This is a genomic window from Brevibacterium sp. 91QC2O2 (assembly GCF_024580695.1).
Classification (GTDB): Bacteria; Actinomycetota; Actinomycetes; order Actinomycetales; family Brevibacteriaceae; genus Brevibacterium; species Brevibacterium moorei.
The window spans coordinates 1-22,415 of record NZ_JANIJY010000023.1 but is presented as its reverse complement, the minus strand read 5'-3'; the positions used below and the strand labels follow the sequence as shown (position 1 = coordinate 22,415).

Sequence of the window (22,415 nt, the reverse complement as noted above, 5' to 3'; positions counted from 1 at the left end):
GGCAGGGTGGGACGGTCCTCGGACTCATCTCAGGACTCCTTCCGCCGGGTATCGGCGAAGACCCATATGCGTTGCAGGGCGAAGCGTAGAACCGTCGCTCCCACATTCGCCACGCTCACCGCCACCAGCACCGCCATGGTGGGCAGCCCGGTCGTCATCTGGATCGCAGCCGAGGTCAGCAGCCAGCACAGGGCGAATACGGCCAGTCCCTTGAGATGGTGGGCCAGCTTACCGCTGGGATTGCGCGCGCCGAAGGTGTGCCGGCGGTTGAGCGCGGTGTTGAGCAGGGCGGAGAGCAGCAGCGCGATGAAGTTCGCCAGGTTGACGTCCATGAACATCCCCAACAACAGGAAGCCCAGGGAATAGGTCACGGTGGACACAATGCCCACATCCACGAAGTGGATGATCTGGGCACCCAGGTTCGGCACGGCGGCCGGCCGACCGACCTCGGCGGAGATCCGCTCCAGCGGGATCGCCGAATGCCGCAGGTCCCGGCGCATCCGGGCCATCCCCTTGAGGTCCTCGAGCGCTGTGGCGACCACGTCCACGGACGAATCCGGATCGTCGGTCCAGTCGGCGGCGAATTCGTGGATCCGCAGGCCCGACCACTGCGCCAGGGTCAGGACCTCGGTGTCGAAGAACCAGTTGACGTCGCGCACGTGGGGCAGGATCGCATCGGCAGCCCTGCGACTGAGCGCCTTGAACCCGCACTGTGCATCGGAGTATCCGACGTCCAGGCCCACTTTCAGGATGCGGTTGTAGCAGCGGGAGATGACCTCCCGCTTGGGACCGCGTTCCACCTTGGAGTCCGACAGCAGGCGCGAGGCGATCGCCACGTCCGCCGTGCCAGACGCCAGCACCCGGACCATGGGATCGAGCAGGCGGATGTCGGTGGCCAGGTCGACGTCCGTATAGGCGACGACATCGGCGCGCGATGCGCTCCACACCTGTTTCAGCGCGCGGCCGCGGCCCTTCTGGTCCAGCCGGACGTAGCGCACGCGCTGCTGCAGCTGCGCTAAGTCCGCGCCGATCCGGCCGGTCCGGTCGGTACTGGCGTTGTCGGCGATGACGATGGTGACCTCGTTCGCCGATTCCGCGGTCAGACCCAGCAGGGTGCAGACCGTGTCGGCCAGTTGGTCCTGTTCGTTGTATACGGGGACGACCAGGTCCACTGTGGTCGGGGTCCTGCGAGCGCCGTCCACCGCGGTCCGCTCGTCTCGGTTCTGCGTGGTCATCGTCCGGCCTCCTGCGTCAGGTCGTAGACCGTCGAGCCGCCCACGGTCGTCGCGGAGTAGTTCTCCGCGACCCACGAGGCGATCTCGTCATTGCCGCCGCCCGGTCCGCCCGGTCCGCCTTGGCCGCCCGGCCCGCCTGGTCCGTCCCGGCCGCCTTGGCCGCCGGAGATGTAGTAGCCGATCCGGCCGTCGGCCACCAGCTGTTTGAACTGATCGAGCGTGGGGAACGGATCGGAGCCGTTCCATCCGCCGATGTCGAGCACTTCGGTATCGGAGGAGATCATCAGCTGCGCCGCGCCGGTCGCCCCCGACATGGCCGCCGAGTAGGTGGTGGTGGTCTGCTGCAGCAGTTCGATCAGTTCGGAGTCGCTGTCCCCGCTCTGGCCGCCGGGACCGCTCTGGCCTGCAGGACCGCGCTCGCCTCCGCCGGCGCTCATCCCGCCGCCACCGGCTATTGCGGGGCCGGATACCGGGATGGAACCGGTGTACGCATTGCCGACCGAGGCCAGCGACCAGGCAGCGGTACCGCCCGCCCCGAACACGATCGCGGCCGTGAGCACCACGGCGCCCAGGTGCTTGAACCCCGCGATCCGCAGCCGGTCCAGTCCGACGACGATCACGATCGCGGTGAGCAGGGAGCCGATGAGCAGCACCCAGCGCAGCCAGGGCAGCCAATCGGTGCCGTTGACGGCCAGCAGGTAATAGCCGGTCGCTCCGCCGGCGGCCACCGCGGCACCCAGGGCCGCGCGGTACCAGTAGGCGCGGGAGCCTCGGCCCGAGACCGCAGCCGCATGTGTCCCGGCCGCATGCCGACCCGGCTGAGCGTCATCGCGGCCCGTGATGCGCTCGCGCACCGCCTGCGCACCGACCGCGCTCAGCCCGGCGATGGCCGGAGCCAGGGCCACCACGTAATACGGGTGGATGGTGCCCTCCATATAGCTGAAGACCCCCGCGGTGACCAGCAGCCAACCGCCCCAGACGATGAGTGCCGCGCGGGCCGGATCCGTCCGGGGTGCCCTGCGGGTGGCGATGAGGCCTGCGATCAGCAGGATGAGTGCGGTGGGCAGCAGCCAGGCGATCTCCGGACCGAAGCCCGTGTTGAACAGGCGCAGGATGCCGGTGGAGCCGCCGAAACTGGTGTTCGAGCCGTTCAATCCCAGGGAGAACAGCTTCATGAGGATGTTGCCGTCGGAGGACTGCCCGCCCATGCCTCCACCGCCGTTGCCCGAACCGCCGAAGATCCGCCCCAGCCCGTTGTAACCGAAGACCAACTCCCAGAAGTCATTGCCAGCGGTGCCGGCCATATAGGGGCGTTCATCGGCGGGCCAGGCGTAGAACACGCCGGCATAGGCCACGATCGGCACGATGACGCCCGCCACGCCCACGGCCAGACCACGGAGCCGACGCAGCCACCCACCCGGTGCGGCGATGAGGAAGGCCAGGCCCAGAGCCGGCAGCGTCATGAAGCCCTGCAGCATCTTCGTCAGGAAGGCCAGACCGATGATCAGGCCACAGCCCAGCATCCACCAGTCGGCCCGCCGCGGCGATTGGATGGCGCGGACCGTCAGATAGGCGGCCAGGGTCAGACACAGGGTCAGCATCGCGTCGGGGTTGTCGAACCGGAACATCATGACGGCCACGGGGCTCAGCGTCATGAGCAGCCCGGCCAACAGGCCCCAGGCCCGCCCGCTGGTGCGCGCGACCGTGCAGTGGACCAGCCAGACCGTGGCCACGCCCATCACCGCCTGTGGGAACAGTACGGTAAACGACGAGAAGCCGAAGACCCGGGCGAACAGGGCGGGTATCCAGTAGGCCGCCGGCGGTTTGTCCACGGTGATCCCATTGGCCGCGTCGAGCGAGCCGAACAGCAGCGCGGTCCAGTCCTTGGAACCGGCGCGGACCACCGCGGCATAGAAGGCATTGCCGTAGCCGGAGACCGTGAGATTCCACAGGTACACGAGTGCGGCCAGCAGCAACATCGCCACGACACCGAGGTTCAGCCACAGTTTCTTCGTCTCTATCGTCTTCTTGCCTATCGTCATGGGATCAGGGTCCCGGCCGCGGCGAGGCCGGGCGTGTGTCCAGCCTGTGCCGCGTCTGTGAACCTGTGAACTGGGCGGACGTGTCGTAGGCTGGAACACGTGGATGAACAGACTCCGGCCGAAGAACCCGCACACCGGGCCCCGCGGGTACGCGCCGCAGACAGCGACCGCGATGCGGTGCTCGATGTGCTGGCGCTGGCCCACGCCGCGGGCCGGCTGAACGTCGGAGAACTCGACGAACGCCAAACCGGGGCGATGCGGGCGAAGTACATCGACGAACTCCCCGCCCTGCTGGCCGACCTCCCGGAGGGGCGTGAGTTGCACGCCCGGTACACGGCGCAGACGGCCGGCGGGGGCCTCGGCGCCGGGCACGGCCTGCAGGTGCCGGGGACCGGCCACACACCGGCCACCTCGGGTGAGAACAACCTGCCCGTGCTGCCGGGGGCCGGGCGCGCCCGCAACCAGGTCGACATCCTCAGCGGCGGCGATCTGGAGCTAGAGGCGGGCACCCCGGAGCTCAGCGATTACGCGCTGATGGGTGGGTCGAACATCCACCTGCGCCAGGTCATGGGCCCCGGCGTGCTGCTGACCCTCAACCTGTACTCACTCATGGGCGGGCACGACATCTTCGTCCCGGCCGGGGTGCGCGTGGTCGACGAGACGATCAACATCATGGCCGGCAACACCATCCGCAAGTCGGCGCAGGGCGATGGCTCCCAGGGCACTCTGGTGCTCAAGGGATTCTCGGTCATGGCCGGCCACACCGTGAAGCTCGAACCCGAGGACAAGCGCCGGCTCACGCGCTGAGCCGGGCACCGACCCAATCGCCGGCCGGAACCGTCGGCCGAGGCTCAGGAGGAGCAATATGAGCACACCCATGAACATCGGCATCATGACATCCGGGGGCGACGGGCCGGGGCTCAACGCCGTGATCCGCGGCGCCGTGCGCAAGGGCGTAAGAGCCCACGGACACTCCTTCATGGGGCTGCGCGACGGATGGCGCGGGCTGCTCGAGGACGACATGTTCGAACTCGACACACATGCGGTGCGCGGCATCTCCGGACGCGGCGGCACCATCCTGGGGACCTCGCGCACTCATCCGTACTCCGGCGGGGGGCCGGCGCGGATGCGGCAGGTGATGGACGAACGCGGACTGGACGCGGTCATCGCGATCGGTGGCGAGGGCACCCTGGCGGGGGCGGCGCGCCTGGCCGACGATGAGGGTCTGCCCGTGGTGGGGGTGCCCAAGACGATCGACAACGACTTGGGCGGGACCGACTACACCTTCGGCTTCGACACGGCCGCGGCCATCGCCACGCACGCGATCGATTCCGTGCGCACCACCGCGGAATCACACCACCGCTGCATGGTGATCGAGGTGATGGGCCGCAATGTCGGGTGGATCGCGCTCAATGCCGGAATGGCAGGCGGCGCGCACGCGGTCCTGATCCCCGAGTTCCCCGTGTCCTATGCGCAGATCTACGAATGGGTGCGTTCGGCCAAGGACCGGGGGCGCGCCCCGATCGTGGTCGTGGCGGAGGGCTTCGTGCCCGAGGACGTGGACTCCCAGGTGTCCGAGGCCGGCTTGGACAAGCACGGCCGGGTGCGCCTGGGCGGGGTCGCGAACCACCTGGCACCGCTGATCGAGGAGGCCACCGGTATCGAGACGCGTTCGATGATCCTGGGCCACCTGCAGCGCGGGGGCGCGCCGACCGGCTATGACAGGGTGCTGGCCACCCGTCTGGGCCTGGCGGCGGTGGATCTGGCCACCGAGCACCGCTGGGGTGAGATGGCTTCGCTGCGCGGGATCGACATCGCGCATGTGCGCATGGCCGATGCCGTCAAGGAGCTCAAACGCGTTCCGCGCAGCCGGTGGGATGAGTTGCAGGTGTTGTTGGGGTGAGGCGGCCCACATCAGCCGGTGGACCTCGTAGCCCAGTGCCTGTAGCGCGTACTGCCTGCGCTTTTCGGCCTCCAGCGGGTCCTCGCCGTCCCTCCGGTAGCCGCCCTGGGCGATGGTCTTGTACTTCGCCGCGCCATCGGCCTCCAGGATCTTGTCGTCGTCGAGCAGGAAGTCCACGCGCGCGATGAAGCGCCCGTGCTCATCGTAGATCTCCACCTGCTGCCGCACTCGGGGCAGGCTACCCGACTCCGCGAATCGAACCACCGTCAGGCTCTCCGCCGGGCTCTCCGCCAACCCGGTCGCCCAGGCCAGGCACCTCGCCAGCCTCGCACTGCGTGCAAAACGCCCATCCGCCTCGACCATGCCCAACAGGACACCGCGCATGGAGTCCGGGTCCGCAGCGGTTCGGATGACGTGGTCGAGGGCGATCACCCCCGCCTCCACCGAGACATCCGACGCCATTTCGAGTGCTGCCCGAGCCGCGGTCGCCACCGCCAGGCCCTGCCACGGTCCGACGGAACCCTCCGGCACACTGCGCTTGCGGCGCCGACACACCGCCTGCGTCTCGGATCGTCCGGGGTTGCTCACCATCACCTTGGTCAGGCGCATCGGCAGGATCGGGACACAGCGGATCAGCGCAGCCGACTCATGGCTGACCACATCCGTGGTCCGTATCCCCGGAGCCACCGTGATCAGACCCATATGGGCCAACCGCCAGAAGCGCGCCGCCCGCCCAGTGTTCGTTCCGTCTTCCCGGAGGCTGCGCGCCAGCGTTACGGATTCCTCATCATCGATCAGGCGGACGAACTCCGGATGGACCCGGCACGGATAGAGGACCGTGTAGATGCCCCTGGACTGTCGCAACAGGCAACAGGACTGGGCTGTGTGGAGTATCTCGGGGCGGATCCCCAGTGCGCTGGCCTGAGCGCTCGTGAACGTGTTGAACATGGCACAGATCCTGGCGCCGTGCCCATGCGCCGTCCACCCCCGTGGGGTCCCCTGTGGAACACGTGTGCCGGTCCACAGGCCCACGACGCACCGGTCGTGCGCGCGTCCACAGGCCCCGACACAGCCGACACGTGGTTTCCCCGCGAACACGGCACTATAAAGACGTGTTTCCGGGGAAACCGCGTGTCCGGGCGTCCCGACAGGTGAATATGCACAGGGGCCGCACACCCGATGGGTGTGCGGCCCCTGACCTCAGCGGATCAGACGATCACATATCGTCCATACCGTCGAAGTCGTAGTCCTCCAGCGGAATGGTCGCGCCATCGCCCATGCCGGCGTAGATGGAGCTGAACTCGGCCGAGTACAGTTCCTGCTTCGCCTCATCGGTCGGCTCGACGATCTGATCGCGGAACCGGTGCATACCCGTACCGGCCGGGATCAGCTTACCGAGGATGACGTTCTCCTTCAGGCCCAGCAGCGGATCGGACTTGCCCTCCATCGCGGCCTCGGTCAGAACGCGCGTCGTCTCCTGGAACGACGCGGCGGACAGCCACGACTCGGTGGCCAGCGAGGCCTTCGTGATGCCCATCAGCTCATCACGTGCGGAGGCGGCGTTACCGCCCTCGGCCACCACCCGGCGGTTCTCAGCCAGGTAGCGTCCGCGGTCGACCAGTTCGCCCGGCAGCAGGTTGGTGTCGCCGGACTCGATCACGGTCACACGGCGCAGCATCTGCCGCACGATGACCTCGATGTGCTTGTCGTGGATGCCCACGCCCTGCGAGCGGTACACCTTCTGCACTTCGTTGACCAGGAACTGCTCGGCCTTGCGGCGACCCAGGATGCGCAGCACCTGCTTCGGATCCACAGCACCCTCGGTCAGCTGCTCGCCGGCCTTGATGTGCTGGCCCTCCTGGACCTTCAGGCGGGCGCGGCGACCGACTGCGTGCTCGATCTCCTCGCCGCCGTCGTCCGGGGTGACGATGACGAAACGGGTCTTGCGGGTGTCGTCGATCTTCACGCGGCCTGCGGCCTCGGCGATCGGGGCGAAGCCCTTCGGGGTCCGGGCCTCGAACAGCTCGGCCACGCGGGGCAGACCCTGCGTGATGTCGCCGCCGGAACCGGCCTCCGCCACACCACCGGTGTGGAAGGTGCGCATCGTCAGCTGGGTGCCGGGCTCGCCGATCGACTGGGCCGCGACCGTGCCGATCGCCTCGCCGATGTCCACCAGCTTGCCGGTGGCCATCGAACGGCCGTAGTGCTGCGCGGAGATGGCCACGTCCGAATCGGCGGTCAGCACCGAGTGGACCTTGACCTCGCGGACACCGGCTGCGACCAGTGCTGCGATCTCCGCCGTGCCGAGCTCGTGCTTGGCGGGAACCACCACATTGCCGTCGGCGTCCACGATGTCGGACACCGCGATGCGGCCCAGCACGCTGGTCTCCACGTACTCGTGGGGAACCAGATTGCCATCTGCATCCTCCTGCGCGACCGGCAGGGTGATGCCCTTCTTGTCCTGGGTCTCCTCCTCGCGCACGATGACGTCCTGCGACACGTCGACCAGACGACGGGTCAGGTAGCCCGAGTCGGCGGTACGCAGAGCCGTATCGGCCAAACCCTTGCGGGCGCCGTGGCTGGCGATGAAGTACTCGAGGACGGACAGGCCCTCGCGGTAGTTCGACTTGATGGGACGCGGGATGATCTCACCACGGGGGTTCGTCACCAGTCCGCGCATACCCGCCAGCTGGCGGACCTGCGTCCAGTTACCGGAGGCGCCGGACTCCACCAGACGGAACACGGAGTTCTCCCGGGGGAAGTTCTCCTCCATCGCCTTGCCGATCTTGTTGGTGGTGTCACCCCAGATCCGGATCAGCTCCGCACGGCGCTCCTCATCGGTCAGTGCGCCGATGTCGAAGTTGTCCTGCACTTCGGCGGCCTGTGCCTCGGCCTCCTCCAGCAGGGCGTCCTTCGACGCCGGGGACACGACCTCGGACATCGCGACGGTCAGGCCCGAACGGGTCGCCCAGTAGAAACCGGCGGCCTTGAAGTTGTCCAGGGTGTCGGCGACGATGATCTTCTCGTAGGCGTCGGCCAGGTGGTTGACGATCCCGGACAGGGTCTTCTTGTCCACCGTGCGGTTGACGAACGGGTAATCCGCCGGCAGCGTCTCGTTGAACAGCGCGCGGCCCAGGGTCGTCTCGAGGACGAGCGGATCGCCTGCGGTCCAGCCCTCGGGCACCTCGGTGCCCTCCGGCGGGACGATGCCGCCCAGACGGATCTTGGCGATCGCGCCCAGGTCCAGTTCCCCGCGGTCGAAGGCCATCTGGGCCTCGGCGATGCCGGTGAACTCCCGACCGATACCGGGCACGTCGTCCCGGTCGCTGGTCAGGTGGAACAGGCCGATGATCATGTCCTGCGAGGGCATGGTCACGGGCTTGCCGTCCGAGGGCTTCAGAATGTTGTTCGCCGAGAGCATCAGGATGCGGGCCTCGGCCTGGGCCTCGGGCGACAGCGGCAGGTGCACTGCCATCTGGTCACCGTCGAAGTCGGCGTTGAACGCCGAGCAGACCAGCGGGTGGATCTTGATGGCCTTGCCCTCGACCAGCTTGGGTTCGAAGGCCTGGATGCCCAGACGGTGCAGCGTGGGCGCACGGTTGAGCAGCACGGGGTGTTCCGTGATGACCTCTTCGAGCACGTCCCACACCTGCGGGTTCTGGCGTTCCACCATCCGCTTGGCCGACTTGATGTTCTGCGCGTGGTTCAGATCGACCAGGCGCTTCATCACGAACGGCTTGAACAGCTCCAGCGCCATGGTCTTGGGCAGACCGCACTGGTGCAGCTTCAGGGTCGGGCCCACGACGATGACCGAACGGCCCGAGTAGTCCACGCGCTTGCCCAGCAGGTTCTGACGGAAGCGGCCCTGCTTGCCCTTGAGCATATCGGACAGCGACTTCAGCGGGCGGTTGCCAGGACCCGTGACGGGACGACCGCGGCGGCCGTTGTCGAACAGCGAGTCCACGGCCTCCTGCAGCATCCGCTTCTCGTTGTTCACGATGATCTCGGGAGCGCCGAGGTCCAGCAGACGCTTCAGTCGGTTGTTGCGGTTGATGACGCGGCGGTACAGATCGTTCAGGTCCGAGGTGGCGAAGCGGCCACCGTCGAGCTGGACCATCGGGCGCAGTTCCGGCGGGATCACCGGGACGGCGTCGAGCACCATGCCCTCGGGCTTGTTGTCCGTGGTCAGGAAGGCGTTGACGACCTTCAGACGCTTCAGGGCGCGGGTCTTGCGCTGGCCCTTGCCGGTCTTGATCAGTTCGCGCAGCATCTCGGCTTCGGCCTCGAGGTCGAACTCCTGCAGGCGCTTCTGGATCGCCTCGGCGCCCATCGAGCCGGAGAAGTAGATGCCGAAGCGGGCGACCATGTCGCGGTAGAGCTGCTCATCGCCCTCGAGGTCGTTGACCTTGAGGTTCTTGAAGCGGTCCCAGACCTTTTCGAGACGGTCGATGTCGCGATCCGCGTGCTTGCGCAGATTGCCCATCTCCTTCTCCGCGGCCGTGGCCAGCTTGGTGCGCTGGGGCTTGGTGGCCCCCTCGGCCTCGAGGGCCTTGAGGTCCTCTTCCAGCTTCTTCGCGCGGCGATCGATGTCGACGTCGCGCCGGTTCTCGATCTGCTTCTTCTCCACGTCGACCTGGTTCTGCAGGGTCGGCAGATCACGGTGGCGCGAATCCTCGTCCACCGAGGTGATCATGTACGCGGCGAAGTAGATGACCTTCTCCAGGTCCTTCGGCGCCAGGTCCAGCAGGTAGCCCAGCCGGGACGGAACACCCTTGAAGTACCAGATGTGGGTCACGGGGGCGGCCAGTTCGATGTGGCCCATGCGCTCACGGCGCACCTTGGCACGGGTGACCTCGACACCGCAGCGTTCGCACACAATGCCCTTGAAGCGCACGCGCTTGTACTTGCCGCAGTAGCACTCCCAGTCGCGAGTCGGTCCGAAGATCTTCTCGCAGAACAGGCCGTCCTTCTCCGGCTTCAGGGTGCGGTAGTTGATGGTCTCGGGCTTCTTGACCTCGCCGTGCGACCAGCGGCGGATGTCCTCACCGCTGGCCAGGCCGATGCGCAGTTCATCAAAGAAATTGACGTCAGGCACGTAAATCCTCTTTCTCGTTGACGCGGTTCGCACCGCGCCGGAATTCCCTCGTAGTGTTCAGACTTCTTTGAATCAGACTTCTTCGACCGTGTTGGCCTCGGGGCGGGACAGGTTGATGCCCAGCTCCTCTGCCGCACGGAAGACCTCGTCGTCGGAGTCGCGCATCTCGACGGACATGCCGTCCGCGGACAGCACCTCCACGTCCAGGCACAGCGACTGCATTTCCTTGATGAGCACCTTGAAGGATTCCGGAATGCCCGGATCCGGCAGGTTTTCGCCCTTGACGATCGCCTCGTAGACCTTCACACGACCGGGAATGTCATCGGACTTGATCGTCAGGAGCTCCTGCAGCGTGTACGCCGCACCGTAGGCCTCGAGGGCCCACACTTCCATTTCGCCGAAGCGCTGGCCACCGAACTGCGCCTTACCACCCAGCGGCTGCTGCGTGATCATCGAGTACGGGCCGGTCGAACGCGCGTGGATCTTGTCGTCGACCAGGTGGTGCAGCTTCAGCATGTACATGTAGCCCACGGAGATGGGGTACGGGAACGGTTCGCCGGAACGGCCGTCGAACAGCCGGGTGCGGCCGGTCGAATCGATCATCCGGTTGCCGTCACGATCCGGGTTGACCACGTCGAGCATGTTCGACAGTTCTTCCCAGTGGGCGCCGTCGAACACGGGGGTCGCGACATTGGTGCCGGGCGCCGCATCGCGATCGAAGTCGCGCTCCAGCAGTTCCTTGGCCCAGTCGGGGTTGCCCTCGATCCTCCAGCCCTGGCTGGCGATCCACCCCAGGTGGATCTCCATGACCTGGCCGATGTTCATACGACGCGGCATGCCGTGCGGATTCAGGATGACGTCCACCGGGGTGCCGTCGGCCATGAACGGCATGTCCTCGATCGGCAGGATGTTCGAGATGACACCCTTGTTGCCGTGACGACCGGCCATCTTGTCGCCCACCGTGATCTTACGGCGCTGGGCGATGTAGACGCGGACCATCTGGTTCACGCCGGGGGACAGCTCATCGTCGTCGTCGCGGTCGAAGACCTTGACGGCGATGACGGTGCCGTACTGGCCGTGCGGCACCTTGAGCGAGGTGTCACGGACTTCGCGGGACTTCTCGCCGAAGATGGCGCGCAGTAGGCGCTCCTCCGGGGTCAGCTCGGTTTCGCCCTTCGGGGTGACCTTGCCGACCAGGATGTCGCCGTCGGTGACCTCGGCGCCGATGCGGATGATGCCGCGCTCGTCCAGGTCCGCCAGAGCGTCCGGGGAGATGTTCGGGATGTCCCGGGTGATCTCCTCCGCGCCCAGCTTGGTGTCGCGGGCGTCCACTTCGTGTTCTTCGATGTGGATCGAGGACAGCACGTCGTCCTGCACCATGCGCTGGCTCAGGATGATCGCGTCCTCGTAGTTGTAGCCCTCCCACGACATGACCGCGACGAGCAGGTTCTTGCCCAGCGCCATTTCACCGCCGTCGGTGGCAGGGCCGTCGCCCAGCACCGCGCCGACCTCGACGCGGTCGCCCTCGTCGACGGTGATCCGCTGGTTGTACGAGGTGCCGTGGTTCGAACGGCGGAACTTCTCGGCCTTGTACAGGGAGGTGGTGCCGTCGTCGTTCATCACGCTGACGTAGTCGGCGGCGACCTCGGTCACGACACCGGCCTTCTTGGCGACGATGACGTCGCCGGCATCCACCGCGGCGCGGTATTCCATGCCGGTACCCACGTACGGGGCCTGGCTCATCACCAGCGGCACGGCCTGGCGCTGCATGTTCGCACCCATCAGAGCGCGGTTGGCGTCGTCGTGTTCCAGGAACGGAATCAGGGCGGTACCCACCGACACCATCTGGCGCGGGGAGACGTCCATGTAGTCGATCTCCGCAGCCGGGATCAGTTCGGCCTCACCGCCGCCGCCCTTGGGGCGGGCCAGCACGGTGGACTCCGTGAAGCGGCTGTCATCGTTCAGCGGGGCATTGGCCTGGGCGATGTTGAACTCGAGTTCGTCATCGGCCGTCAGGTATTCGGTGTTGTCGGTGACGACACCGTCGACCACCTTGCGGTACGGGGTCTCGATGAAGCCGAAGGGGTTGATGCGGGCGAACGAGGCCAGCGAACCGATCAGACCGATGTTCGGGCCCTCAGGCGATTCGATCGGGCACATACGGCCGTAGTGCGACGGGTGGACGTCACGGACCTCCATGCCGGCGCGGTCGCGGGACAGACCGCCGGGGCCCAGCGCGGACAGGCGGCGCTTGTGCGTCAGCCCGGCCAGCGGGTTGTTCTGGTCCATGAACTGCGACAGCTGGCTGGTGCCGAAGAACTCCTTGATCGCGGCCACGACGGGCCGGATGTTGATCAGGGTCTGCGGCGTGATCGCCTCGACGTCCTGAGTCGTCATGCGTTCGCGCACGACGCGCTCCATGCGCGACAGGCCGGTCCGGACCTGGTTCTCGATCAGTTCGCCCACAGCGCGGATGCGGCGGTTGCCGAAGTGGTCGATGTCGTCGAGCGCCACACGCAGTTCGATCGGCTCCCCATCGCGGTTCCCCGGCATCGTCTCGACGCCCGCGTGCAGGCTGACGATGTAGCGGATGGTCGCGACGATGTCGTCGACGCTGAGCACCGATTCGCTCAGCGGAGCGTCGATGCCCAGCTTGCGGTTGACCTTGTAGCGGCCGACCTTGGCCAGATCGTAGCGCTTGTGGTTGAAGTACAGGTTGCGCAGCAGGTTCTCCGCGGCCTCCACCGTGGCGGGCTCCGCCGGGCGCAGCTTGCGGTAGATGTCCAGCAGGGCCTCTTCCCGCGTCTGGACAGTGTCCTTGGCCAGCGTTTCGCGGATCGATTCGAAGTCGCCGAATTCTTCGAGGATCTTCGATTCGGTCCAGCCCAGGGCCTTGAGCAGCACGGTGACCGACTGCTTGCGCTTGCGGTCCAGGCGCACACCCACCTGGTCGCGCTTGTCGATCTCGAATTCCAGCCACGCACCGCGGCTGGGGATGATCTTCGCGGAGTAGATGTCCTTGTCGCTGGTCTTGTCGGCGGCCTTCTCGAAGTAGGCGCCGGGCGAACGGACGAGCTGCGAGACAACGACGCGCTCGGTTCCGTTGATGACGAAGGTGCCCTGATCGGTCATCAGGGGGAAGTCGCCCATGAAAACGGTCTGCGACTTGATTTCACCGGTGTTGTTGTTCATGAATTCGGCGGTCACGTAGAGCGGCGCCGAATAGGTGATGTCACGCTCCTTGCAATCGTCGATCGAGTACTTGGGCGTTTCGAAGCGGTGTTCGCGGAACGACAGCGACATGGAGCCGGAGAAGTCCTCGATCGGGGAGATCTCTTCGAAGATGTCTTCCAACCCGGACGTCGTCGCGACCGAATCATCGTCGTTCTCGATCGCTTCTGCGACCCGGTCCTGCCAGCGCTCGTTACCGATCAGCCAGTCGAAGCTGTCAGTCTGGAGGCCCAGCAGGTTGGGGACTTCAAGCGCCTCTTCGATCTTGGCGAAGGAAATGCGCTTGGGCGGATTAGCGGTCCTGGTGTGTACGTTGGCGGCGGCCATTGGATCCTTCCACGTGGTTGTCTCTGCCGTCGTTGCCATCGATACAACCGGGCGAACCGTCCACGTGAACCCGAGCACCGACAAGTGCTACAGTGCATGTGGCTGGACCGGTCGACACGGTCCGGAAGAGGGGTCGATGAAGACCCGACAGCCCAAACCATGCGGTATGGGGCCCACCGCTATATGAAGGCACCACGAACGACAGCAACGCAAATGTCAAATATACAGGGTGCCGTCAACTATTGCAAGGCCTTCACGAGCAATCCGCCTGGATCTGTGGTAGGGTTTCACCTTTTCGCCGTTCCTCCTGACACACTGCCGAAGGTTCCGCACAGCCATAACCGCGAGCGACTGGCGGTCCGTCACCTGTGGATACTGAACCCGCACCCGACCGTGCGTACCGATTTCTGTGGATTGCGGGGATTTCGGGTGTACTCCGGGTAGGGACCGGTACGGTGGAGCTAGTCGGACACCCGTCCAGGAGTGTCCGCCCGATTCCCCGGGAGGACCGGCCTTGAACACCAGCGACGCCTTCGTCTTCGCGATCGGCCTGACACTGCTGTCGATCTGTCTCCTCGCACTCATGGCCGCGATCACCCCAGTCCTCACCGCCATGCGCACCGGCGCGCCGCGCGGACCCTTGCCCGCTGGGCCGCACCGCCGGGGAGGGACCGCCCCGGCCGGTGGTCGGGCGAGCGCCGTGCCTCCCTATGGGCCGCTCCCGCCCGGACCCCGCCCCGGCCCGGGAGTCCCGATCGGCGCCCGGCCAGGTTCGGGGCCGACGCCCCCGCCCCGGCCCACCGGACCGCCGGCCGGCCCCAGTGCCCTCCAGGTGGCCCGTCCCTACGGGCCGTATGGGCCGGCTGTGCCTCTCCCCCAGGCGCCGGGCTCCGGTGGGTACCACCCCGTTCACCCCTCCGGCCCTCCCGGATCCCCGTACCCCGCCCGGGTGACTCGCTCGGTACTGTATCCGAACCTCCTGCTGGGCTTGGCCTGCGTCTTCGTCATCACCTCGGCCCTGATCTTCGCGAGCATCGCCGACAGCGCGCTCGTGGGGGCCTCGTGCATATGGTTCGTCGCCCTCCTGTCCTATGTCCTGGGGCTCGTGCTCTACACCCGAACCCGCAGGCTGCACCCGGTTGGCATCGCACTGACCGGCCTGGGTCTGGTCCTGGTACCGATCGCAGGTGCCCTGCTGGGCGGAATGGACCTGGTGGCCGGCCGTATCGCCTGGTTCATCTCGTCCCTGGCAGGTCTGGCCTGCTATGTGTTGGCCGCCTACCTGCTGCGCTCGGCCCTGGTCACCTGGTTCGCGGCCCTGTTCAGCGTCTCCTTGGTGCTCTCGGCGGTGTCGCTGACCGGCACGGACTCCGTTTTCTGGTACCTGTGTGCCGTGGTCGCGATCGGCACGGCCTTCGCGGTGGCCGCCCGACTCCTAACGCCTCGGCTCCCCCGCCGCTTCATCCTGCCGCACCTCGTACTGGGCCAGTTCCTCGCGCCGTTCGCTCTGCTGATGGCACTTGTCGTGCCCTTCGATATGACACTCTGGCGCTGGACCATTCTGCTGGGCATCGTGGGGCTGCACTATCTGGTCGCGGCCTGGTGCCTGGGCGGGCGAGCGCGGTTGGCCCTGGCACTCGTGCTGCTCAGCGGAGCCCTGATGGCGGCGGCCGCGGCGCTGGTGCTGACCCCTGCGGGCAGCGGTGACCGGGGGCTGAACGCGGCCGGCGCCGCCTGTCTGACCGGCTCCGTTCTGGCCTGCGGATTCTGGCTCGGCGCGCTGCTGAGCCGGCCGAAGCCGTTCCCCGTGCTCTTCGGCCCGGGCATTGCCGTCTTGGCCGTCGCACAGCTGGTCGGCGGCTGGACCCCCGCCACCGGCGAGGCTCCCCACATCGCGATCGGCATCATCGCCGGCGATGCGGCCGCAACCGCCCTGCTGTTCCTCCTGGCCTGGCGCAGGGATCTGCCCGTGGCTCGCTGCCTGGCAGCGACCGCCGGGGCGCTCACCGCCCTGACCCTGGCGGCCCACCTGGCCGGTGCCGAGGAGGCCGGGGCATACACGGATTCCGAGCAGCTCGGCCTGCTCGCGCTGGCCTGCGGACTGTGCGCCGTCTGCGCCGTCGACATTCTGCTCGCCTGGTTACTCGGCGGTTCGGACCGAGGCGGACGCAGGTCGCGGACACGCCCGCGGCAACAAGCCGCTTCGGCCCTGGTGACCCCATGGAACGCCTTCTGGCTGATGCTCCCCTTGCCCGCTCTGGTCGGACTCGATGCGCGCCTGGTCGGTTCCGCCGTCCTCGTCGTCCTGTTCCTGGGCCTATTGGCCCTGAGCTACCCGCTGCGCAACGCCTGCCTGACGCTGGCCGGCGTCCCCGTGCTCACCGCCGCAGCACTCTGCCTGTACGCGGGAATCGACGAAATGGACGTATCGCGGGCCTGGGCGACGGCGGCCGGGCACAGCGTGTTCATCGCGGGGATGATGCTGACCGGTGGCGGGCTTGCGCTGTTCCACCTCGCCCTGCTGCGCCGGTCCAAAACCTCCGAGGCCCGCACCGCGGTCGTCGCCCAGGGGCTCTACGCCCTTGCGTTCCTGTTCGTGCCCACCTTCGGTGGAATGCGGGACGAACCATGGGCGACCGGAGTTGTCGGCCTGGTCACCGCACTTGTCCTGGTCGGGCAGGGCTGTCTGTTGTTCGTCCAGACCCGGTTCGCCCAATCCTGGTTCACCCGGTCCCGCCCACCACGGCCCGCTGGGGCACCCGGGATGTCCGTGGTCAGCCTGGTGTTCACCGCGGCGCTGGCGCTCCTCGTGTTCTGCCAGACGATCCCCGTCTGGAGTTCGGGAGCGCTCCCCCTGACCGTGCCGTCCCTCGTCCTCGTCGGCGCCGCCGCGACCTGGCTGGCCTTCACCCGCTGGCAGTACTCGTTCGTCATCACCACGGTCTGCACGTTCCTGCTGGCCCAGGTCGTGCTGCGCACTGTGATCGACGACGGTGTGCTCCTGGTCATCGCGGCGGCCTGGTTCACCTGGGCACTGGCGTATGCCTGCTATTGGGTTCTGCAGCGCCGCGGTAGCCGGTGGATCACTCCTCTGTCCTGTGCCTTCGCGGCGACCCTACTGGCGATCCTGGCCACTCCGTTCCTCGATACGACGGTCCCCTGGCTGCATTCGCCGAGCCAGCTGCTCACCGGCGTGTCGATGGCGATTCCAGCACTCATGCTGGCATTGCTGACCGCCCGCGTACGCAACCGTGTGGTCCGGCTGGTGGTGCCGGAGCTGGCAACCTACGTCGGGGCCATGGGCCTGGCCATTGCGGCCCATGGCATCGTGGCGACGCAGGCGGTGGTCGGTGCTCACGTCCTGCTCATCGCTGCCTGGGTCTGGGCATTCCTCGCGCGGCGCCGAGGCGACGAGGCCGCTTATATCGAGATCCGGCTGGTCCTGCCGATGGCTCTGCTCACCCTGTTCGGTGTGGCCGCCGGACTGCTGGTGGGCGGCTGGTATGCCGTCCTGTTCCTCGTCGACCATGTCGCCCTGTTGATCCTGGGCGCCCTGCGGACCAAACCATGGGCACTGTGGTGGGGTCTGGTGGCTTCGGTGGCCGCGGTCGTCTGGTTCCTGCGCGATCTGGTCTGGCTGGCACTCATCGTGCTGGCGCTCGTCCTCATCGGCGTGGTCATCTGGTTGCTGATCCGCGGCGGTTCTCAGGCACCGCGGCAGCGCGGCGGCGCGGGCTTCGGCACCCCCGCACCACCGGGGCGTCCTGCACGGCCGACCTCGACACCCCACTACGCCCCTGCGCCACCGCTGCGGATGCCACCGCCCGGCCCTCTGGCCCCGCAGCGGCCGGCGCCACCACGGCAGGCGCCGCCACAGCAGGGTGCGCCGCGGTATCCCGTTCCCGGACCGGGTCCGGCTCCCCAACCGGATCCGCGGTCGCCCGCTCATCCTGGGCCCGCGGCCACACCGCGCCCGACGACCTCGCACGGCCCAGTGCCCCAACGTCCCCCGCTACCCCCACAGCCGGGCGGCGCACCACCGCGGGGACGGGCAGGGGAACCGGACGAACGGGCGGATCGGAACCGGGGCGATTAGGCTGGAGGGGTGGCAGAGATCTACAGTTTCACCTCCGACCCCGTCGCCCTCAACTCCTATCTGGTGGTGGGTGAGGAGCGCGCCCTCGTCATCGACACCGGCTCCGGTCCGGCCCAGGCTACTGGAATCCTGCGCGCGTTCCGGACAGTGACGGGTTTGCCCCTGTGCGTGGTCAATACCCACGACCACTGGGACCATTTCTTCGGCAATGCCACATGCGCGGCCCGGGGAATCGACACCTTCTATGGCGCTGCCGGTTTCCTGCGCGACAGCCAGGCCAGCGCCTGGGTGCAATTCGAGAATGTCCCACTGAGCGCGGAACCCGATCTACCGTCGGATCCCGGAGACCTCATCGTACCTGCGACCGAACTGGCTGCCCAGGATTCCATCGACCTGGGCGGCGGCACGGTGGTCGAGACGCTCGAATTGGCCGGACACACCGAGAGCGACCTGGTCCTGCGCGTCGACGACGTCGCGTTCACCGGTGATCTGGTCGAAGAGGGCCAGCCCCCGCAGTTCGGCGATGACGCGACTCCCGCCCGTTGGGCCCAGGCCCTGCGCCGGATCCTCCTGTTCGAAGGGGTCACGGCATATCTACCCGGCCATGGGAATCCCGTGGACCGGCGCTTCGTGCAGGCCCAGGCCGCCGATGTTGCCGGCCTGGCCGCAGACCACACCGCGGTCGTGCCGGCCCGCAACTCCGCGGGTTTGTCCGCCACCGGGCAGAGTGCAGCGCCAGTGGGACTCGTGCGCATCCGCTGACAGCCGACACGCCCGCCCGACAGGCTCTCCCCCGCCAGACAGAGCTTCCCCCCACCCAGCGGAACCCCACAGTGGAGCCCGCAGAAACAGTTCGACCCCCGATCGTGAATACGATCGGGGGTCGAACGGAGCAACCAACCGGTCAGACCGCGGGAGCAGAGCTCCCTGCGATGCGACCGGACGTCATCACTTCAGGGTGACGGTGGCGCCGGCGCCTTCCAGCTTTTCCTTGGCAGCGTCAGCAGCGGCCTTGTCAACGCCTTCCAGGACGGCCTTGGGAGCGGAGTCAACGAGCTCCTTGGCTTCCTTCAGACCCAGCGAGGTCAGGGCGCGGACCTCCTTGATGACACCGACCTTCTTCTCGCCGGCGGATTCGAGGACGACGTCGAATTCGGTCTTTTCCTCGGCGGCTTCACCGGCAGCGCCGGGAGCAGCGGCGACGACGGCGGCAGCCGGAGCAGCAGCCTCAACGTCGAACTCTTCTTCGAACTTCTTGACGAAGTCGCTCAGTTCGATGAGGGTCAGTTCCTTGAAAGCCTCAATGAGCTCTTCGGGGGTGAGCTTAGCCATGGTGGCTTAGTCCTTCCGTATGTGGCCGCAGATGCGACCGGGGTGATTGGGTGAAACTCAGGCGGCCTCGGCACCCTCGCGCTTTTCGCGCAGGGCGTCGATCGTGCGAACGTTCTTGACCAGCGGTGCCTGGGCAACGCGGGCGACCTTGGCGTAGGTGGCCTTGACGGCACCGGCAGCCTTGGACAGCAGAACTTCGCGGGATTCGAGGTCGGCGAGCTTCGTGATGTCATCAGCCGTGAGCGTGGAGCCGTCGAAGCTACCACCCTTGATCACGAGCTGCTGATTCGCCTTGGCAAAGTCACGCAGTGCCTTGGCAGCGTCCGGAACTTCACCGGTCACGAAGGCGATGGCGGTCGGCCCATTGAGCTGATCGTCCAGGCCTTCGACTCCGGCTTCCTTGGCCGCAATCTTGGCAAGCGTATTCTTTACCACGGCGTAGGTTGCGTTCCCACCCAGAGAGACGCGCAGCTCTTTCATCTGCGCGACGGTGAGACCGCGGTACTCGGTCAGCACGGCTGCGGAGGAACCCGCGAAGAGCTCCTTGATTTCCGCAATAGCTGCTGCCTTGTCAGGCCTCGCCATGGTATTCCTTTCATCGATTGGATGCGCCCTCAACACCAAAAAAGCGCTCCGCGCACATGCACGGAACGCTTACGTCTTCACGTAGAAAGTCCTATACACCTGCGCAGGTCACTCATTCGAGATCTTCTTCCGGGGCCCCGCCTCACAGCGATTCCCCGAAGACCAGCGGTCTTGGGCCTCATTAAGCATACGGGGCCGAGGCCTCGGCCCGCAAGCGGGTACCAGTCACCTTCCCGGTGACCTTGGTCACCCAGTTACCTCTCCAGCCGGACTCGGCCGAACTGGCCGGCCGCCACAAGGACCAGGATCACCACGGCGCACACGATCCAGCCCGCCGCGCCCAGGGGCGAGACCAGCGCGGGGTCGGACTGCGCGCCGGCGGCGGAGAACAGCAGGTACAGGCCGGCCGCGGCGTTCAGGGTGCCGTGGGCGAAGACCGCCGGCCACACGGAGCGCGAACGCAGGCGCAGCCAGCCGAACAGCACTCCCCAGGCCATGCAGCCGACGACCATCAACAGCACACCGGTGACGTCGGTACGGCCGAAGTTATAGCCCAGCAGGATCACCGGCGCATGCCACAGGCCCCAAACCGCACCGGTGACCAGGAGCGCCGCCCAGGTTCCGGCAGCGCCCTGGCCCCAGCGCCCACGCAGGGCCGGCAGCAGGAAACCGCGCCAGCCCAGCTCCTCCCCCAGGGTCAGCACCGCGTTGACGGTGGCGCCGGCCGCCGGAATGATGAGCAGCTGGGAGAACACACCGGTCCACACGACCGAATCCATCGCCTCGGCCGGGATGGTATTCGCCGGCAGCTGCCCGACCAGGGTTTCGCGGTAGCCCGAGAGCCCGAGCGGATCCAGCTGCAGCCAGCCGCAGGCGGCCGCCACCAGCACCGAACCCGCCACGAGGATTCCCGGGCCCAGGACGGCGGCCAGGCAGCACACCACGAACCTGCGCCAGCTGCCGGTGCGCAGCGAGCCCAGCGGCCACATCCCCAGGAAGCGGATGCGGGCCAGGCGCTTACCGTGGAAGCCACGGCGGAACACCGCGAACACCACCAGGACCGCCGCGACGGGGGCGTACATCATCAGCGGGATCAACATCCCCGCCAGGGGACTGCGGAGCCCGTCGCCGATCCACAGGGGCAGGGCGACGAGCCAGGCCAGGCCGCAGGCCGCCACGACGAACACCACGATCGGCGGCCATCCGACAGAGGAGCGCACGGGCTCTCGGGAGCGGGTCAGCTCGGCCGCACGGCGCGCCGACATCCGACCCGGCGGCACCGCGTGGTCCGGCGCAGCGTGGTCCGACACCGCGCCCGGCGGCACCACGCCGTCCGCGGGCCCAACAGTATCCCCCGCGGGCACGCGCACCTCCCTGGACCCCGGCATGGTCAGGCCTGCTCCTCCAGCGTGAACTCGGCGTCCAGCTCAGTGGCCAGGCCGCGCAGCTGCTCGACGAGTTTGTCCGCCAGCGGAATGCCCAACTCGCTGCGTTCGGCGCGGGTGTCGAAGTCCCGGTCGCCCATCGCCTGCACCGGCAGGTCCGGGTCGACAGGTTCCATCCCCCGGATCGTATTGCGCAGGGTGCGGACGTACTCGTAGGTCTCCTCGCGCGAACCCACCAGATCGGGGTCGATCGCCAGGAAGAAGTAGCCGATCGACTGGTAGCCCTCGACATTGCCCGGCTGGTCGGAGCCGGACAGCGCGGCGGAGAGCACCTGGACCATCGTCGCCAGACCCGAGCCCTTCTGCCCGCCGCCGAAGAAGGTCTCCCCGCCCAGCGGCAGCAGTCCGATCGAGTCGTTGTCGGAGTACTCCATCTGCTCATAGGCCGCCGTCGAGTCCGTGATGACCCGACCGTCCTCCGACTGCACCCAGGCCGCCGGCAGCTCCTCGCCCTTGAGGCCGTAGACCTTCACCTTGTTCAGCGGCACCACCGAGGTCGCCATGTCCAGCAGCAGCGGGTTCTCGCCCGGCACCGGAACGGCGAAGGCGATCGGGTTGGTGCCCATCAGGGGCCGTTTGGCCCGGTGCGGAATCTGCAGGGCATTGGCCGTGGAGCACATGGATACGCCGATCAGGCCCGCGTCCGCGGCCATCCGCGCATAGTAGCCCGCCGCACCGTAGTGGTTGGACTGTTTGACCGAACCGATGCCGACGCCGAACTTCTGCGCCGCTTCGATCGCCTTGCTCATCGCCAGGTGCCCGGCGGTGTGACCGAACCCGCGGTGGCTGTCGATCAGCGCGACTGCGCCGGTCTCCCGGACGACTTCGGGGGCCACATCGGGCACCAGCACGCCGGCCTGGACCTCGTGGACGTAGTAGGACAGCATCGAGATGCCGTGGGAATCGACGCCCATCAGATCGGTGTCGTACATGATGGTCGTGCAGATCTCCCGCGTCGCATCGTCGGCGCCCATGCCGGCCATGATGGAGGAGATCTGATCGCGAACACTCTGTGGTTTGAATCTCATCATGGCTCCACCCTATCGGGCCGCAGCACAGGATGCCGCGCGGGTACGGAGAATGAGAAAGGCCGGGGCCGCGGCGGGTGAGTAGTTAACTCACCC

General features: G+C 67.3%; 12 protein-coding genes. 4 read left to right on the top strand and 8 right to left on the bottom strand.

Annotated features, from left to right (window positions below; all coding sequences use genetic code 11):
* Positions 1–29 precede the first annotated feature (29 nt).
* Complete coding sequence (locus NQ036_RS13020; RefSeq protein WP_257059521.1) at positions 30–1,235, bottom strand: glycosyltransferase; 1,206 nt, start codon at positions 1,233–1,235, stop codon at positions 30–32.
* The gene (locus NQ036_RS13015; RefSeq protein ID WP_257059519.1) at positions 1,232–3,277 is read right to left on the bottom strand and encodes a glycosyltransferase family 39 protein; all 2,046 of its coding nucleotides are present in this window, start codon (positions 3,275–3,277) and stop codon (positions 1,232–1,234) included. The genes NQ036_RS13020 and NQ036_RS13015 overlap by 4 nt, the downstream gene beginning before the upstream one ends.
* Positions 3,278–3,376: 99 nt before the next feature.
* Between NQ036_RS13015 and NQ036_RS13010 the strand changes: the two genes are divergently transcribed.
* Both NQ036_RS13010 and NQ036_RS13005 read left to right on the top strand, forming a co-directional pair.
* Positions 3,377–4,084 carry a DUF1707 domain-containing protein gene (locus NQ036_RS13010; protein ID WP_257059518.1) on the top strand — a complete coding sequence of 236 codons (708 nt, stop codon included), beginning with the start codon at positions 3,377–3,379 and terminating at the stop codon, positions 4,082–4,084.
* 70 nt (positions 4,085–4,154) lie between these two features.
* Positions 4,155–5,180, top strand: a complete 1,026-nt coding sequence (locus NQ036_RS13005) for a 6-phosphofructokinase (protein WP_257059537.1) — start codon at positions 4,155–4,157, stop codon at positions 5,178–5,180.
* Positions 5,181–6,396: 1,216 nt separating this feature from the next.
* On the opposite strand, the gene NQ036_RS13000 is transcribed toward NQ036_RS13005, so the two are convergent.
* Positions 6,397–10,275 (bottom strand): DNA-directed RNA polymerase subunit beta', encoded by a 3,879-nt coding sequence (locus tag NQ036_RS13000; RefSeq protein WP_257059517.1) that lies wholly within the window; start codon positions 10,273–10,275, stop codon positions 6,397–6,399.
* 72 nt (positions 10,276–10,347) lie between these two features.
* Complete coding sequence (gene rpoB / locus NQ036_RS12995) at positions 10,348–13,833, bottom strand: DNA-directed RNA polymerase subunit beta (protein ID WP_257059516.1); 3,486 nt, start codon at positions 13,831–13,833, stop codon at positions 10,348–10,350.
* 949 nt (positions 13,834–14,782) lie between these two features.
* Between rpoB and NQ036_RS12990 the strand changes: the two genes are divergently transcribed.
* Together NQ036_RS12990 and NQ036_RS12985 are read left to right on the top strand one after the other, a co-directional pair.
* On the top strand, positions 14,783–17,929 hold the full coding sequence (locus NQ036_RS12990) for a hypothetical protein (RefSeq protein WP_257059515.1): 3,147 nt from the start codon (positions 14,783–14,785) through the stop codon (positions 17,927–17,929).
* A gap of 9 nt (positions 17,930–17,938) precedes the next feature.
* The gene (locus tag NQ036_RS12985; protein WP_257059514.1) at positions 17,939–18,691 is read left to right on the top strand and encodes an MBL fold metallo-hydrolase; all 753 of its coding nucleotides are present in this window, start codon (positions 17,939–17,941) and stop codon (positions 18,689–18,691) included.
* 186 nt (positions 18,692–18,877) lie between these two features.
* Here the strand turns inward: NQ036_RS12985 and rplL are convergent, their stop codons facing one another.
* From rplL to NQ036_RS12965, 4 genes are all read right to left on the bottom strand, one after another.
* Positions 18,878–19,261, bottom strand: a complete 384-nt coding sequence (rplL, locus tag NQ036_RS12980) for a 50S ribosomal protein L7/L12 (RefSeq protein WP_257048528.1) — start codon at positions 19,259–19,261, stop codon at positions 18,878–18,880.
* A gap of 57 nt (positions 19,262–19,318) precedes the next feature.
* Complete coding sequence (gene rplJ, locus NQ036_RS12975) at positions 19,319–19,846, bottom strand: 50S ribosomal protein L10 (RefSeq protein ID WP_257048527.1); 528 nt, start codon at positions 19,844–19,846, stop codon at positions 19,319–19,321.
* 254 nt (positions 19,847–20,100) lie between these two features.
* Entirely contained in the window at positions 20,101–21,234 is a 1,134-nt protein-coding gene (locus NQ036_RS12970) for a CPBP family intramembrane glutamic endopeptidase (RefSeq protein ID WP_257059513.1), read from the bottom strand.
* A gap of 2 nt (positions 21,235–21,236) precedes the next feature.
* Positions 21,237–22,322, bottom strand: a complete 1,086-nt coding sequence (locus NQ036_RS12965) for an Ldh family oxidoreductase (RefSeq protein ID WP_257059512.1) — start codon at positions 22,320–22,322, stop codon at positions 21,237–21,239.
* Positions 22,323–22,415 lie beyond the last annotated feature (93 nt).

Coding starts and splice junctions, on each gene's coding strand:
- NQ036_RS13020 (WP_257059521.1), bottom strand. CDS start 1,235: ATGACCACGCAGAACCGAGACGAGCGGACCGCGGTGGACGGCGCTCGC.
- NQ036_RS13015 (WP_257059519.1), bottom strand. CDS start 3,277: ATGACGATAGGCAAGAAGACGATAGAGACGAAGAAACTGTGGCTGAAC.
- NQ036_RS13005 (WP_257059537.1), top strand. CDS start 4,155: ATGAACATCGGCATCATGACATCCGGGGGCGACGGGCCGGGGCTCAAC.
- rpoB (WP_257059516.1), bottom strand. CDS start 13,833: ATGGCCGCCGCCAACGTACACACCAGGACCGCTAATCCGCCCAAGCGC.
- rplL (WP_257048528.1), bottom strand. CDS start 19,261: ATGGCTAAGCTCACCCCCGAAGAGCTCATTGAGGCTTTCAAGGAACTG.
- rplJ (WP_257048527.1), bottom strand. CDS start 19,846: ATGGCGAGGCCTGACAAGGCAGCAGCTATTGCGGAAATCAAGGAGCTC.
- NQ036_RS12970 (WP_257059513.1), bottom strand. CDS start 21,234: ATGCCGGGGTCCAGGGAGGTGCGCGTGCCCGCGGGGGATACTGTTGGG.
- NQ036_RS12965 (WP_257059512.1), bottom strand. CDS start 22,322: ATGATGAGATTCAAACCACAGAGTGTTCGCGATCAGATCTCCTCCATC.